Origin of the sequence: Streptomyces olivochromogenes (assembly GCF_001514115.1) — a bacterium.
GTDB lineage: Bacteria > Actinomycetota > Actinomycetes > Streptomycetales > Streptomycetaceae > Streptomyces > Streptomyces olivochromogenes.
Genome location: NZ_KQ948469.1, coordinates 171,128 through 186,139 on the forward strand (window position 1 = coordinate 171,128; position 15,012 = coordinate 186,139).

At 69.1% G+C, this 15,012-nt stretch carries 9 protein-coding genes; 7 read left to right on the forward strand and 2 right to left on the reverse strand.

Annotated features, from left to right (window positions below; genetic code table 11):
* Positions 1 to 3 precede the first annotated feature (3 nt).
* Positions 4 to 1,290 carry a TRAP transporter large permease subunit gene (locus AQJ27_RS38645; RefSeq protein WP_067379540.1) on the forward strand — a complete coding sequence of 429 codons (1,287 nt, stop codon included), beginning with the start codon at positions 4 to 6 and terminating at the stop codon, positions 1,288 to 1,290.
* Between the two features lie 23 nt (positions 1,291 to 1,313).
* Positions 1,314 to 2,312, forward strand: a complete 999-nt coding sequence (locus AQJ27_RS38650; protein ID WP_067379544.1) for a glycoside hydrolase family protein — start codon at positions 1,314 to 1,316, stop codon at positions 2,310 to 2,312.
* A gap of 203 nt (positions 2,313 to 2,515) precedes the next feature.
* On the opposite strand, the gene AQJ27_RS38655 is transcribed toward AQJ27_RS38650, so the two are convergent.
* Together AQJ27_RS38655 and AQJ27_RS38660 are read right to left on the reverse strand one after the other, a co-directional pair.
* The gene (locus AQJ27_RS38655) at positions 2,516 to 3,775 is read right to left on the reverse strand and encodes a glycoside hydrolase family 16 protein (protein WP_067379547.1); all 1,260 of its coding nucleotides are present in this window, start codon (positions 3,773 to 3,775) and stop codon (positions 2,516 to 2,518) included.
* Between the two features lie 658 nt (positions 3,776 to 4,433).
* Positions 4,434 to 5,435 (reverse strand): LacI family DNA-binding transcriptional regulator, encoded by a 1,002-nt coding sequence (locus AQJ27_RS38660; protein ID WP_067379549.1) that lies wholly within the window; start codon positions 5,433 to 5,435, stop codon positions 4,434 to 4,436.
* A gap of 390 nt (positions 5,436 to 5,825) precedes the next feature.
* Between AQJ27_RS38660 and AQJ27_RS38665 the strand changes: the two genes are divergently transcribed.
* The 5 genes from AQJ27_RS38665 to AQJ27_RS38685 are packed head-to-tail and all read left to right on the forward strand — an operon-like array spanning position 5,826 to position 14,765.
* Positions 5,826 to 7,160 (forward strand): ABC transporter substrate-binding protein, encoded by a 1,335-nt coding sequence (locus AQJ27_RS38665; protein WP_067379552.1) that lies wholly within the window; start codon positions 5,826 to 5,828, stop codon positions 7,158 to 7,160.
* Positions 7,161 to 7,167: 7 nt separating this feature from the next.
* On the forward strand, positions 7,168 to 8,103 hold the full coding sequence (locus AQJ27_RS38670) for a carbohydrate ABC transporter permease (protein ID WP_067379555.1): 936 nt from the start codon (positions 7,168 to 7,170) through the stop codon (positions 8,101 to 8,103).
* Positions 8,104 to 8,150: 47 nt separating this feature from the next.
* Positions 8,151 to 8,957, forward strand: a complete 807-nt coding sequence (locus tag AQJ27_RS38675) for a carbohydrate ABC transporter permease (protein WP_235613751.1) — start codon at positions 8,151 to 8,153, stop codon at positions 8,955 to 8,957.
* Positions 8,958 to 8,998: 41 nt separating this feature from the next.
* On the forward strand, positions 8,999 to 11,734 hold the full coding sequence (locus tag AQJ27_RS38680; protein WP_067379677.1) for a glycoside hydrolase family 38 N-terminal domain-containing protein: 2,736 nt from the start codon (positions 8,999 to 9,001) through the stop codon (positions 11,732 to 11,734).
* 46 nt (positions 11,735 to 11,780) lie between these two features.
* Positions 11,781 to 14,765, forward strand: coding sequence for a glycoside hydrolase family 2 TIM barrel-domain containing protein (locus AQJ27_RS38685; RefSeq protein ID WP_067379561.1), 2,985 nt, complete (start codon positions 11,781 to 11,783; stop codon positions 14,763 to 14,765).
* Positions 14,766 to 15,012: the final 247 nt, after the last annotated feature.

Below are 15,012 nucleotides of genomic sequence, written 5' to 3' on the forward strand. Positions count from 1 at the left end.
ACCATGGGTGTTGTCATCCTGCTCGTGATGGCGGCCGGTGTCGCCGCCATGCTCGCCCGCAAACTGCCCACTGCCTTCGCGCTCGTCGTCCTCGCCGTCGTCATCGCCTTCCTCGCCGGCGCACCCCTGACCGGCAAGAACAGTGTTCTGGACACGGTCCTCCAGGAAGGTGCGCCGACCCTGGCCGCCACGATGATCGCGATCGTGCTCGGTTCCTGGCTCGGCACGCTCCTTGAGGAGACGGGCGTCGCGGCCACGCTCGTCCGCAAGATCGTCGAGTTCGGCGGCGACCGCCCGGTCGTCGTGGCCCTCGGTGTGCTGGCCGTGTCCGCGTTGGTCGGTACCGTCACCGGATCGGCGCCGGCCGCGATGCTCGCGGGGCTCATCGGTATCCCGGCCATGATCGCGGTCGGCATCCCGAAGGTGACCGCCGCCGGGACCGTCCTCATGGGCATCGCCGTGGGCATTCCCTTCGAGCTGCCCCTGTGGCAGTTCTTCTCCACGGCCCTGAACCTGCCCCTACCGACCGTGCGCGGCTTCATGGTGAAGCTGTTCCCCTTCGCCCTGGTCGCCGCCGTCCTCTACGTGCTCGTCGAGTCGCTCCGCCGAGGTGTGGAACACACCTGGTCCCTCAAGCCCGCGGAGGACAAACCGCGTTCGGCGAGTCGCCGGGAGAAACTGAGCGACGCTCCCTGGTACGCGCTGCTCACCCCTGCCATTCCCCTGATCCTCGCCCTGGGCTTCGAACTCGCCATCGTTCCCTCGCTGTTGGCGGGTGTGCTGTACGCCCTGGTCACCACCACCGTCCCCCGCGAGATGAACAAGCGGCTGCTGCGCACCCTGTACGGCGGATTCGAGGTGGCCGCCCCGCCGATCGTCCTGTTCATCGCCATCGGCATCCTGCTGGCCGCGGTGAAGCTGCCCGGCACCGTCGACGCGCTCGAACCGCTGATGAAGGCGGTCAGCCCGCACAACGCGGTGCTGTTCGTCATGGTCTTCACGCTGCTCGTCCCGCTGTGCCTCTACCGGGGGCCGCTGAACGTCTTCGGGCTCGGCGCCGGGATCGCCGGCGTCCTCATCGCCACGGGCATCTACCCGGCCGCGGCCGTCCTCGGCATGGCCACCTCGTACAACCAGGTCTTCGGAGTCGCCGACCCCACCAGTACCCAGACGGTCTGGGCCGCCCAGTACGCCGGTGTCTCCCCACAGGAGGTCATGGTGCGCACCCTCCCGTACGTGTGGGCCGTGGCCCTCGGCGGGCTGTGCGTCACCGCGGCCACCTACCTCTGACTTCCACCCCCTTGGAGCCGACCATGCCCCAACCGCGTTTCGACCGCCGCCTGTTCCTGCGCGCCACGGCCGCCACCGGCGCTGCCGTCACCGTCGGCGGCCTCTCCGCGCCGCCCGCGTCCGCCGCACCCGGCGGATTCCCCGACTACACCTACGTCCGCACCCTGCTGACGCCGTCCCAACTGAAGTACAACCCGACCGGCGAGATCATCTTCCCCTGCGTGAGGGGCGTCTACGACAAGCTGAGCGCCCCACTCGGCCGCTACTACCTGTACTACGGGCCGCACGACGCGCCCGGCGGCATCTGCCTGGCCTACGGCAACTCCCTGGAAGGGCCCTTCACGGAATATCCGAACAACCCGATCGTCGCCAACAACTGGCAGCCCCACTACTCCGTCAGCCATGTCGCGTCCCCGCACGTGATGTGGCACGCGAGCGCGAAGGAGCTGTGGCTGTACTTCCACGGCGAGAACACCACCACGCGCCTGGCCCGCTCGAAGGACGGCATCAACTTCACCTACGACAAGGTCGTCCTGTCCACCTCGATGCTGCCGAGCGGCACCACCGAGACGTCGTACGCCCGTGTCTTCCCGCACGAGCTGCCTTCCCACGGTGCCCACTACGTCATGGTCTTCATGCTGAACAACACCACCAACCACCGCGACATCCACTGGGGTTGGTCGGCCGACGGGCGCACCTGGACCTACGACCAACAGCCCCTGATCCGCCACTCCGACGTCGGTGCCGTCAACGTCGGCGGGCCGCACCTGCTGTACCGCGACAACAGCACCTACGTCGTCTACAACAAGGACAAGGAGAGTGGCGGCGACCTGATGATCACGGAGGTGGGCAACGACTTCAGCAAGCGTAACCACCTTGGAGTCCTCTACAACTCCCGCAGCAGCGCGCCTGAGAACGGACGCGCTGCCGCCCCTTCGTTCGGCACCGACGGAGGCGTGCCCTACATGATCTACGAAGCGGGGGAACGACTCTCGGGCTCCATCGCCATGGCTCGCGGCTGACGGAAACGTTGGACGGCGTTCGCGTAGTGGGCGGTGAGGTCGGCCCGGTAGAAGTCTCCCGCGGCGGTGCTCGGTCGGGCCGAGTTGCTGAGCAGTGTGGCGCGCACCCGGCCGGTGAACGTGCCTGCGTCCGTGGTGACGGTGAGGTCCTCGCCGGTGCAGGTGCTCCATACCTCGACGTAGGGGCAGATGGAATGCGGCGGTCAGCCGAGGGTCCATTTCTGGTTGGCCGTGCCGCCACAGGTCCAGATCTGCAGACGGGTACCGTCGGCCGAGGAGTTGTCCTTGGCGTCGAGGCACTTGTCGGCACCGGTGTTCGTCAGATCGCCTCCGGAAGTGAGGGTCCACTGCTGCGCCTTCGTGCCGTTGCAGCCGTAGAGCTGGACCAGGGCGCCGTCGTCGGTGGAGGCGGCGCGGACGTCGAGGCACTTGCCCAGGGCCCGCACGGTGCCGTCGCCGCCCACGGTCCACTTCTGGGCGTCGGCCCCGTTGCAGTCGTGGAGTTGGATGGGCGTCTCGTCGGCGGTCGACGCTCCGGCGACGTCGACGCACTTGCCTCCGATGCCCTTGATCGCGCCGGTGAACTGCGCACTGCTTGCGGAGGTGACGTGCACGTAGTCGACGGTCATGGTCTGCGGGAAGGACGTGCCGGCGTCGGGGCTGCCGGGCCAGTCGCCGCCGACCGCGAGGTTCAGGATGACGAAGAACGGATGGTCGTAGACCCACTTCTTGCCGTTCACATCGGACGGGGTGCGGGTCTGGTAGTTCTGGCCATCGACGGACCAGGTGATGGAGGTGGGGGTCCAGTCGACCGCGAAGACGTGGAAGTCGTCCGCGAAGGCTTTGCCGTTGGGCAGCGTGTATGCGGCGCCGATGCCGCCGGAGCCGGAGTATCCGGGGCCGTGGATGGTCCCGTGCACGGTACCGGGTTCCTTGCCGACGTTCTCCATGACGTCGATCTCGCCGCTGTTCGGCCAGCCCGCGCTGCCCAGGTCGTCGCCCAGCATCCAGAAGGCAGGCCATACGCCCTGCCCGCGCGGCACCTTGATGCGGGCCTCGAACCGGCCGTACGCCTGGGTGAAGGTCTGCGCGGTGTTGAGCCGGGCCGAGGTGTACTGGCAGGTTCCGTTCCAGCACTGGAGTCCCGAGTCGCTGTTCTTGCGCGCGGTGATCACCAGATGGCCGTTTCCGTCGAGGGAAACGTTGTCGGAGCTCTTGGAGTAGTACTGCAGTTCGTGGTTGCCGTTGCCGGAACCGCCGGTTTCCAGGGACCACTTGGCCGAATTCGGCGCGCTGCCGGCGGCTCCGTCGAAGTCGTCGGACCAGGTCTGCGCGGCCGGAGCCGCCTGGGCCCGGTTTACCGCGGGACTCGTCGTGGTGATGAGGACGCCTACGGCGAGGGCCGCGGTGAGCAGTAGCACCAGCCCGCCGAGTGACCATCGACGCGCGCGATGAGCAGCCATGACTGAACACACCTTGTCTGTGGGGAGTTTTGACTCTTGCCCCGGTCCGCGCCCGCCGCGCGAGCCGTCGGAGCGAACTCTTGAGAGCGTTCTCCTGCCTGCCCCGGACGCCACCGGTGAGCCCAGATGGTACGCATGACTCGTTGAAGGGCCAACCTGTCGGCGAGATCGCCAAATCCCTCTGAACTGCGGTTACTTGCCAAAATGCGAACGGCCCAAGATCCCTTAAGGCGCATTTAAGCTGCACTTAAGAAGGAGCGTTCCGCTTTTCGGCGCGATCTGCCCGGTCTGCCGCGGACATCCCCACGCGGACGTCTTCCAGGCCCTGCGGGAAGGGGTGCTCGCCGAGGCCGGACGCGTCCTGCGGTTCTCAACAAGGGCCGCCCGAGTCAAGGTCAGGCACATGCCGCGCGACCGGCATGCCGCGCTGCATGGGGGTCTCAAAGGGCTCGAAGCCGGGCGCTGGTCACAGCCATTCATCGAGGAGTGCGACCGGCATGGTTCCGGCGCGCTCGGCTGTCGGCGCGGTGATCTGGCCACCCTCGCACCTGACGCCGACAGGCCCGGCACTGTCCGCCGGCCGTCCACACCGCCCCGCCCCTCTGCGAGAGCATCCCGACGCAAGGCAAACCGTGCGAACGGCTCTCCGAACACGGCTCTACGCGGACTCGCGCAGCCTCAGCTCCGCCCCCACCACCAGTTCGTCACGGCCGAGCGGATCCTCGCCGGTCAGCAGCCGCGCCGTCTGTTCCACGACGAGAGCGCCGAGCGCCCGCGTGTCCAGGGCCACGGTGGACAGCGGTGGCTCGACGAGCGCCCCCAGTTGGAGGCCGTCGAAGCCGATCACCGCGAGGTCGCGAGGAACCTCGCGTCCGAGCCGGCGCGCTCCGCGCAGCGCACCTATGGCGACGATGTCGTTGAAGGCGAACACGGCTGTCACGTCCGGGTGTTCGGCGAGCAGATCCTTCAGCGCGCTCTCCCCACCCTCCACGCTCTGGTCGGCGCGGCTCACCGGGCCGGCGTCGAGCCCGCAGGCGGTCATCGCATCGGCGAACCAGGCGTGGCGGATGCTGGGCTCGGACCGGCCCGCGTGGTCGAGCATGCCGATGTGCCGGTGTCCGGACTCGACGAGGTGCGCGATGGCCGCGCGGACGCCCTTCTCGCCGTCGATCCGGATGGAACTGAACCGTTCGGTACGGTGCTCCCGGTCGATGAGCACCACGGGCAGCCCGCGTGCCAGTTTGTCGATCTCGTCCTCGGGCTGACTGAGATAGCCGACCACGGCGTCCACCTGGGAGACGATCACCTGGAGTGTGCCGCGCTCCTCCTCGATGCGGTCACCCGTGTCGTACACGACGACGTGCCAGCCACGGGACCGTGCCGCGTCCAGAGCGGCCGCGGCGACCTCGGTGAAGAACGGGTTGAGCAGGTCGGGGATCACCAGCCCGACGCTGATGGTGTCCTGTCGCACGAGCCCTCTGGCGAACCTGCTGGGGCGGTACCCCAGCGCGAGCGCCGCGTCGAGGACGCGCTGCTTGGTGGTGACGTCGATCTCGCCCTTGTCGTTGAGCGCCCGTGACACCGTCTGCCGGGACACTCCTGCGGTCCGGGCCACATCGTTGATCGTCACTCTGCGGGGTCCGGTCCCCGACGACGCCATCACTACCTCCGTACCTGTGTCGACGCAGGCGCGCCGTAGGGACACTGAGTATGCACCGGGCCGAAGCCATGGTGCGACCTTGTGCGCGGGCGCTCGACGATCATGGCCATGGCGAGGCCTTCGCCAGTGGCGCCAGGCCATCACCGGTGGTCAGCGGCGTCATGTGAGCTCTCCTTAACCTGCCGGACCCGTGGACGACTCGAGAGTCTTGACACTCGGCCGTGCCGCGGCGCAAACTCCGAATCACTTCATAGCACGCCCCCGTGAGCGCTCCCGTGAACGTTCACGTGAACGCTCACGGACCTTATCCCAACCAGAAGGCATCCCCGCCTGAGCTGTCAACGTCGACCCGCCTAGCGCCGCCGCTAGTCGTTCTCTGGAACGGAAAACATGAGCAAGACAGTCACGCGCACCCGTCTCGCCGCAGTCGCCGCGGCAGCCACTCTCGTCGCCCTCGCCGGTTGCTCGTCGTCCGCTCCGTCGGACAAGGCGTCCGCGGCCTCCTGCACCCCCGCCAAGGGGAAGGTCACCCTCCAGTACTGGAACACCGTTCCAGGCATGGACAAGGTCGTGGACCTGTGGAACAAGAAGAACCCGGACATCCAGGTCCAGACGAAGAACATCTCCAACGACCAGTACGGCACCCTCGGCAACGCACTCAAGGCGGGGAAGGCGCCGGACCTCGCTCAGGTGGGCTACGACGAGCTCCCCGCCCTGCGCACCCAGAACGCCTTCGTGGACGCCTCGGCGTGCTCGGCGGCCACCGCGGCCAAGTCGAAGTTCGTGCCGTGGACCTGGTCGCAGACCAGCTTCGGCGGCACGGGTGTCTTCGCCCTCCCGCAGGACACCGGTCCGATGGCCCTGTACGTGCGCAGTGACATCTTCAAGAAGTACGACATCGCGATCCCCACGACCTGGGACGAGTACGCGGCGGCCGCGCAGAAGCTGCACAAGGCGGACCCCAGCCTCGACATCACGTTCTTCGACCCGAACAACGCCGAGTGGTTCAACGGGCTCCTCTGGCAGAACAGCGCCCAGATGTACAGCTACTCCGGCGACAAGTGGCACGTCACCGTCGCGTCGGACCAGAGCAAGCAGGTCGCCGACTACTGGCAGAAGCTGATCGCCGGCAAGCTCGTGCGCACCGACCTCGCCAACGGTTCGACGCAGATGTACGCCGCGTACCAGAAGGACCAGATCGCCAGCTACGTCGGTGCCGCCTGGGGCTACAGCATGTTCCGCGATAACCTGCCCAAGCAGTCCGGCAAGTGGTCGATCGTACCGATGCCGACGTGGGGCGCGAACGGCTCCTCCGGTGACTGGGGCGGCTCGACCGTCGCGTTCATGAAGGGCAGCACGCACCTCTACGAGTCGGTCAAGTTCAACACCTGGCTGAACTCCGACCCGGAGGCGCTGGCACTGGAGAACCAGCTCGGCGGCCTCTACCCGGCGGCCGACGCGGGGCTCAAGCTGCCCGCGCTGTCGAAGGGTGTGCCGTACTACAACAACGAGAAGGTCTTCGACGTCTTCGCCGACTCGTCCAGGAAGATCGACACCAACTTCGCCTGGGGTCCCACGCAGAAGACGGTGAACCTGGCCCTCCAGGACGCGATGGCCAAGGCCGCGGCCGGTGACGGCACGCTGACCGACGCGCTCTCGGCCGCCCAGGCCGCCGCCCTGAAGTCGATGAAGGCCCAGGCGATCCCGGCCACGGCGGGCAAGTGACCTCGTCATGACCGACATCGCACCCCGTGCGGTGACGTCAGGTGGCCGCCGCCGTCCAGGCGGCGGCGGCCCCCGGGCGGGCACCGTCATCGCGTTCCTCACCCCGTTCTTCCTGCCGTTCGTGCTGTTCTACCTGGTGCCCGTCGGCTACGCGCTCTGGCAGAGCTTCCGCGTCGTGCGCCGCACCGGAGGCCAGTACGGGACCTCGTACACGACTTTCGGCGGATTCGACCAGTACACGCAGGTGTTCCAGAACAGCGAGTTCTGGAACAGCATCGGCCGCATCGGGCTGTTCGGCATCGTGCAGGTGCCCGTCATGCTGTTCGTCGCGCTGGTCATGGCGCTGCTGCTCGACACGCCTCTGCTGAAGCTCAAGGCGTTCTTCCGCATCACCGCGTTCATGCCGTACGCCGTGCCCGGCGTCATCGCCGCGATCATGTGGTCGTACCTGTACTCGCCGCAACTCAGCCCCGTTGTGGACCTCTTCCAGCGCATCGGCCTGCACCCCGACTTCCTCGGTCCGGGCGCCGTGCTGTGGTCGGCGGCGAACGTCTCCACCTGGCTCTGGACCGGCTACAACATGCTGATCATGTACTCGGCGCTCCAGTCGATCCCGCAGGAGTTGTACGAGGCCGCCAAGATCGACGGCGCGACCAACTGGACGATCGCGTGGCGGATCAAGGTCCCGATCATCGCCCCGTCGATCGTCCTGACGACGGTGTTCTCGATCATCGGCACACTCCAGCTCTACGCCGAGCCGGCCGTGCTGCGCCAGATCTCCTCGAACATCTCCAGCACGTTCACCCCGAACATGCTGGCGTACGCGGTGGCCTCCGGGAACAACTACCAGCAGGCCGCGGCCATTTCGGTGGTCATCGCCGTCATCACCTTCGTCCTGAGCTTCGGGTTCATGCGACTCACCTCGAAGAAGGCGGGACTGTGAGCAACCCATCCACGATCCGCGAGAGCCGGGGCAGCCGTGCGGCCGTCATGGCCCTGATGTTCCTCCTGGCCATCTACTTCCTGTTGCCGGTCTACTTCCTGATCGTCGCGGCGACGAAGCCGCAGGGGGAGCTCGCCACCACCAACGGGCTGGCGTTCTCGCACTTCAACCTGTTCGAGAACCTGCGCATCCTGTTCACCCGCAGCGACGGCATCTTCGGGCGGTGGGCCCTCAACACCGTCATCTACGCGGTGCTGGGCGCGGCCGTGGGCACCCTGATCTCGGCTCTGTGCGGCTACGCGCTGGCCAAGTTCCGCTTCCGCGGCCGGGAGTTCCTCTTCTCCGTCGTACTCGGCGGTGTCCTCGTCCCGACCACCGCGCTGGCCCTGCCGCTGTTCCTGCTCTTCTCGGCGACCGGGATCGTCAACACCTACCTCGCGGTGTTCCTGCCCAGCATCGTCAGCCCGTTCGGTGTCTACCTGGCGCGCATCTTCGCCAACGCCGCCGTCCCGCAGGAACTGATCGAGTCGGCGCGGCTGGACGGCGCGGGCGAGTTCCGCACGTTCTTCTCGGTGTCGTCCAGGCTGATGACGCCGGCCCTGGTGACCATCTTCCTGTTCCAGTTCGTGGCCATCTGGAACAACTTCTTCCTGCCGATGGTGATGCTCCAGAAGGAGTCACTGTTCCCGATCACACTCGGCCTGTACGAGTGGAACGGCCAGACCGCCCGGGCCCCGCTGCTCCAGGAGTCCGTGATCACCGGCTCGCTGGTGTCGATCGTGCCCGTGATCATCGTGTTCATCCTCCTCCAGCGGTTCTGGCGCACCGGGCTCGCCGCCGGTTCCCTCAAGTGACCGCTCTCCCCCGCACGTCCGCACAGAAGGTCCCCCTCGCCATGCAGAACTCCGCCGTCTTCGTCCCCCATTTCCACTGGGACCGGGAGTGGTACGAGCCGTTCCAGGTGTTCCGGCACCGGCTCGTCACCGCCCTGGACACCGTGCTGGAGACGGCCGAGGCGAACCCGGACTTCCGGTTCACCGTCGACGGGCAGATGGCCGCGGTCGAGGACTACCTGGAGATGCGGCCGGAGAACCGCGACCGCCTCGTGGCGCTGGTGCGCGAGGGCCGGCTCGCCATCGGACCGTGGCTGATCCTGCTCGACGAGTTCCTCTGCTCGGGCGAGACGATCGTGCGCAACCTCCGGATGGGCTGGGACGCGGCGGAGCGACTGGGCGGTGCGATGCCCGTCGGGTATCTGCCGGACATGTTCGGCCACATCGCGCAGATGCCGCAGATCCTCGCCCGCGCCGGGATCGAGCACGCGGCGCTGTGGCGCGGCGTGCCCGGCTCCGTCGACGGCCACGCCTTCCGCTGGCGCGCGCCGGACGGCTCCCAGGTGCGCACCGAGTTCCTCTTCGACGGCTACGACAACGGTCTCGACGTCCTGCTGGTGCCCGACCGGATCGGCCGCGCGCTCGGCGACTACGCGCGGATGACGGCCGAGCGATGGGGCGGTGACCCGGTACTGGCGATGGCCGGAACCGACCACAACGCGCCCGACCCGCGACTGGCGGACTGGCTGCGGCGCGCTTCCGGCGAGGAGCGCGCCATCACGATCGCGACCCTCGACGAGTACATCCGCGAGCACGTGCGGGACGAGGTGTCCGCCGTCGTCACCGGCGAGCTGCGCAGCCATGTCCGCGGCAACATCCTGCCCGGCGTGCTGTCCGTCCGGCTCGGACTCAAGCAGCGGATGGCCGTCGCCGAGCGCACTGTCGACCACGCCGAGCGGGTGAACGCTCTGTGGTCCCGGCGGGACGACGCACCGTTCCTCTCACTCGCCTGGCACAAGATCATCGAGTCGACGGCGCACGACTCGGTCGTCGGCTCGGGCACCGACGAGACCTGCGACCAGGTCGACGCCCGCCTGGCCGAGGCCGCGCAGACCGCACGTGCCGTGCGGGACGCCGCGCTCGCCGAGCCCGCCGCCCGGGTGCCGAGCGACGCTCATCTCGTCGCCAACCCGCTGCCGTTCGCCCGTACGGCGCTGGTCGAGGTGGACGTCGTGGCGCCGCCGGCGGGAGCCGGTCTTGTCGCGACCGCCGCCGACGGCTCCACGCACTCCGTGCAACTGATCTCGCAGGCCCCGACCGTGCTGAGCGACGAGCGCATGGACGCCTCCCAGCTCGAACGCGTCCTGCGCCGCATCCACCGCCGCGAGCTGTTCGGCCGGCTGATCGACCACTACGAACTCACCCCGAACTCCCTCGTCTTCCACCTCGCCGAAGTGCCCACCAGCGGACCGTTCGACCTGCTGATGCTGCGCCGCGAGGTCGCCGAGGCAGCCGCCGCGCACCCGGGCGAGTGGCGGGTGCTGACGCTGGAGGAGGCGCGGGCGACCGCGCTGGTGCCCGTGCACGTGCCCGCCTGCGGGCTGGCGAGCTTCCGGGTCGCGCCGAGCGAGCGGCCGGCCGCCCCGTCGGCCACCCTCGCGGATGCCACGGCGACGCCTCGCGGAGTGTCCAACGGCCTGGTCGACGTCGAGGTCGCCGCCGACGGCACCCTGACCGTGACCGGCGCCGACGGCACCGTGCTGAGCGGCGTCGGCCGCCTCGTCGACGGCGGTGACCGCGGCGACAGCTACAACTACGCGCCCCCGGCGCGGGACGTACTCGTGTCGGAGCCGGTGGAGACGACCGTCGACGTCCTCGAAGAGGGTCCGCTGCGCTCCAGGCTGCGGATCACCCGCGTCTACGCGTGGCCCGCCGCGCTCTGCGACGACCGCGATCTGCGCGCCGAGCGGACCCTGGCGACTCCGGTGGAGACGCTCGTGGAGGTGCGCGCGGGCGAGCCGTTCGTCCGGGTCTCCACGTCGTTCCTGAACCAGTCCGCCGACCACCGGCTGCGTTTCCACGTGCCGCTGCCCGGGCCGGTGGCCGTCTCCGCGTCCGCCGGGCAGTTCGCCGTGACCGAGCGCGGGCTCACCGCCGAGGGCGGATGGGGCGAGTACCCGCTGCCGACCTTCCCGGCGAGCTCCTTCGTGTCTGCCGGACCGGCGACCGTGCTGCTCGACCACTCCAGCGAGTACGAACTCGTCGACGGCGGCGCCGAACTGGCCATCACCCTGCTGCGCGCGATCGGCTCGATCAGCGTCAACATCCACCCCCTGCGCGACGAGCCCGCGGCAAGCGAGATCCCCGCACCGGGTGCGCAGGACCTCGGCATGCGGATCACGAACCGCTTCGCCGTACTGCCCTCCTCGACCGGCTGGCAGGGGGCCGACGCGGTCGCCCTCGCCGAGGAGTTCCGGAACAACGTGCTCGTCACCCGCGGCACCGCGCCCGGCGGAGGCGACCTGCCGGACGACGCGACCGGACTCCGGGTCGACGGCAGGGACGTCCTCGTCTCCAGCGTCCGCCGCGTCACCGACGACGAGCGCGGGTCCGGAACCGAGGTGCGGCTGACCGCGATGAGCGACACCGGCTCGGTCGTCCGGGTGACGGGCTCGTTCACCGAGGCGACGACGGTCGACCTGCTCGGCAGACCGCTCCCCGCGGAAGCGGAACCGTCCGGCGACGGCCTCGAACTCGCCCTCGGCCCCTGGGAGATCCGCACCGTGGTCCTCCGCTAGCCCCATCCAAAAATTCCCCGGCTGCCACCAAGAAAGTTGTGACCTCTTGCCCTCCGAGCTTTCCGCCTACGTTTCGGACCCCACACCCGGGCGCGGTGCGCTACGCCCGGCGCGCTCGTGGCTGCACTCCGACGCTCCCTCCCTCTCGCTGAACGGAGCCTGGCGTTTCCGGCTGTCGCCCACGGCGTCGGTGGCACAGGACTTCGCGGCCGAAGAATTCGACGACCACGGCTGGGAGAGCATCCCGGTGCCGTCCCACTGGGTGCTGGAGGGCGACGGAGCCCACGGTAGGCCGATCTACACCAACATCCAGTTCCCGTTCCCGATCGACCCGCCCCACGTCCCGGACGAGAACCCCACCGGCGACTACCGGCGTCACTTCGCCGTACCCGCCGACTGGTCCGACGCCGAGCGGATCGTGCTGCGGTTCGACGGTGTCGAGTCGCTCTTCCGGGTCTGGGTCAACGGTGTCGACATCGGCAGCGCCGCCGGCAGCCGGCTCGCCCACGAGTTCGACATCACGCCGGCGGTGCGTCCGGGCGACAACGTCATCGCCGTACGGGTGCATCAGTGGTCGGCTGCCAGTTACGTCGAGGACCAGGACCAGTGGTGGCTGCCCGGCATCTTCCGCGACGTCACGCTGACCGCCCGGCCGGCCGGCGGCATCGAGGACGTCTGGCTGCGGACCGGGTTCCACGACGGCCGCGGGCGTGTCGAGGCGGAGATCACCGCCGAGGGGTCCGCGTTCCCTGTCACCCTGCGCATCCCCGAACTCGGCGTCGAGCAGGTCTGGGAGACCGCGGCCGACGTGACGCCTGTCGACGCCGGCGAGGTGGAGCCCTGGTCCGCCGAACGGCCCCGCCTCTACGACGCCACCGTGTCGACGGCGGCGGAGAGCATCGCGCTGCGCGTGGGCTTCCGTACGGTCGAGATCCGCGGTGACCGGTTCCTGGTCAACGGTCGTCGTGTCGTGTTTCACGGGGTCAACCGCCACGAGGCGCACCCCGTGCGCGGCCGGGTCTTCGACGAGGAGCACGCCCGCGAGGACCTGGCCCGGATGAAGCGGTTCAACGTGAACGCGATCCGCACCAGCCACTACCCGCCGCATCCGCGTCTGCTCGACCTCGCCGACGAACTCGGCTTCTGGGTCGTGCTCGAATGCGACCTGGAGACCCACGGCTTCGAGAAGCTCGGCTGGGTGGGCAACCCGAGCGACGACCCGGCGTGGCGGGAGGCGTACCTCGACCGCATCCGGCGGACGGTGGAACGGGACAAGAACCACCCGAGCATCGTGATCTGGTCGCTCGGCAACGAGTCGGGTACCGGGAGCAACCTCGCCGCCATGTCGGCCTGGGTGCACGCCCGGGACGCCGAACGCCCCGTGCACTACGAGGGTGACTACACCGGTGAGTACACCGACGTGTACTCGCGTATGTACGCGTCGGCGGCGGAGACCGAGCGCATCGGCACCGCCGGCACGGACACGCCGCTGCTGAACTGCACCCCCGCGCAGAGCGCCCGGCAGCGCGCCAAGCCGTTCCTGCTGTGCGAGTACGCCCACGCCATGGGCAACGGGCCGGGGGCGCTCGATCAGTACGAGGCGCTGGTCCACGAACATCCGCGGCTGCACGGCGGATTCGTCTGGGAATGGCGCGACCACGGCATCCTGACCACAGCGCCGGACGGCAGCGCGTACCACGCCTACGGGGGCGACTTCGGGGAGGTCGTGCACGACGGCAACTTCGTGATGGACGGCATGCTGCTGAGCGACGACGTCCCGACGCCCAGCCTGTACGAGTACAAGGCGGTCGTACAGCCGGTCCGTTTCGTCTTCGACGGCGACAAGGTCGCGGTGACGAACCTGCGGCACTCGGCCGACACGTCCGACCTGCGTTTTCGCTGGCGCGTGGAGCACGACGGAACGCCTGTGGACGCCGGGGACCTGGAGGTCCCGGTGGTCGCTGCGGGCGAGTCGGGGTGGGTGTCCCTCCCGCCGGTCCCGGTGGCGCCCGAGGGCGAGACATGGCTGACGATCGACGCGGTACTGGCGACCGCCGCCCCCTGGGCCCCCCAGGGCCATGTGGTGGCCACCGTCCAGTCGGACCGTTCGCCGCACATTCCCGTGCCCGCCGTCCGGCACCGCACGGGCTGGCGACCGGACGCCGGAACGCTGACGCTCGGGGCCGCCGAGTTCGTGGACGGCTGCCTCGTGAACCTGGCCGGCCGCGCCGTGACAGGACCACGGCTGGAGTTGTTCCGTGCCCCGACCGACAACGACGAGAGCCCGTCGGACGGTGTGGAGGAGAGCGACGCGAGTGTCCCGGGGGTGTCCAACGCCGAGCTGTGGCGTCGTGACGGTCTCGACCGCCTGACCGCACGTCGTGTGTCGGTGGAGCGACCCCACGACAGGACGGACGCGCTGCGCACGCTCGACAAGGTCTCCGCGGCGAACTCCGCCCTGTTCGTGATGGTGGAGTCCGTCTGGTCGCTCGAAGCCGGCGAACTCGAACTCCGGGTGGAGATCGAGCCCTCGCGCGGCTGGAGCACGGTGTGGCCGCGGATCGGCATCCGCTTCGACCTGCCCGACGGCGGGGCACCCGTCGATGGCGCCGAGTGGTTCGGGCTCGGCCCGTCGGAGTCGTACCCCGACAGTCTGCGGGCGGCCCGCACCGGCCGTTTCTCCTCCGGCATCGACGACCTCTCGGTCGACTACGCACGTCCCCAGGAGACCGGACACCGGTCAGGCCTGCGCCGGCTGACCCTCACGAGCACGGGCACGGAGGTGTTCCGGCTCGAGGCGCTGCCCGACACGCACGGACGGCGGCCCGGCTTCACGCTCAGCCGCCACACGCCCCAGGAGCTCGCACGGGCCGGACACCCGTATGAGCTCCCCGCCTCGACGACGAGCCGTCTGACCATCGACGCGGCGCAGCACGGGCTCGGTTCGCGCTCGTGCGGCCCGGATGTGTGGCCCGAGTTCGCCCTGCGTCCGGAGGCGCGCACGATCAGGCTGCGCATCACGGCGGGCTGACCTCCCCGGCTCCCGGCCGACGGAGCACCGAACCGCGAGGGGCACCCGTGCCGGCCGACCGCAGCACAGCGGCCGGCCGGCACGGGTCTTGCGTGTGAGCCACCGGTGGCGCGCCTCTCCTCGACCAGGGCCGTTCACTAAACCGAACGATATGTTCACTAGCCCCGAGAGTTCGGTATAGTGAACGCATGGTTCATTTGATCGGGGCTCTTCGGGCCCGCGTCCGCGTCTCCTGCACCGCAACCCA

What these genes read in the sequence shown, in the direction of transcription:
- AQJ27_RS38675 (WP_235613751.1), top strand. Translation starts at nt 8,151, where the DNA reads ATGGCCCTGATGTTCCTCCTGGCCATCTACTTCCTGTTGCCGGTCTAC.
- AQJ27_RS38645 (WP_067379540.1), top strand. Translation starts at nt 4, where the DNA reads ATGGGTGTTGTCATCCTGCTCGTGATGGCGGCCGGTGTCGCCGCCATG.
- AQJ27_RS38680 (WP_067379677.1), top strand. Translation starts at nt 8,999, where the DNA reads ATGCAGAACTCCGCCGTCTTCGTCCCCCATTTCCACTGGGACCGGGAG.
- AQJ27_RS38650 (WP_067379544.1), top strand. Translation starts at nt 1,314, where the DNA reads ATGCCCCAACCGCGTTTCGACCGCCGCCTGTTCCTGCGCGCCACGGCC.
- AQJ27_RS38670 (WP_067379555.1), top strand. Translation starts at nt 7,168, where the DNA reads ATGACCGACATCGCACCCCGTGCGGTGACGTCAGGTGGCCGCCGCCGT.
- AQJ27_RS38660 (WP_067379549.1), bottom strand. Translation starts at nt 5,435, where the DNA reads ATGGCGTCGTCGGGGACCGGACCCCGCAGAGTGACGATCAACGATGTG.
- AQJ27_RS38655 (WP_067379547.1), bottom strand. Translation starts at nt 3,775, where the DNA reads ATGGCTGCTCATCGCGCGCGTCGATGGTCACTCGGCGGGCTGGTGCTA.
- AQJ27_RS38665 (WP_067379552.1), top strand. Translation starts at nt 5,826, where the DNA reads ATGAGCAAGACAGTCACGCGCACCCGTCTCGCCGCAGTCGCCGCGGCA.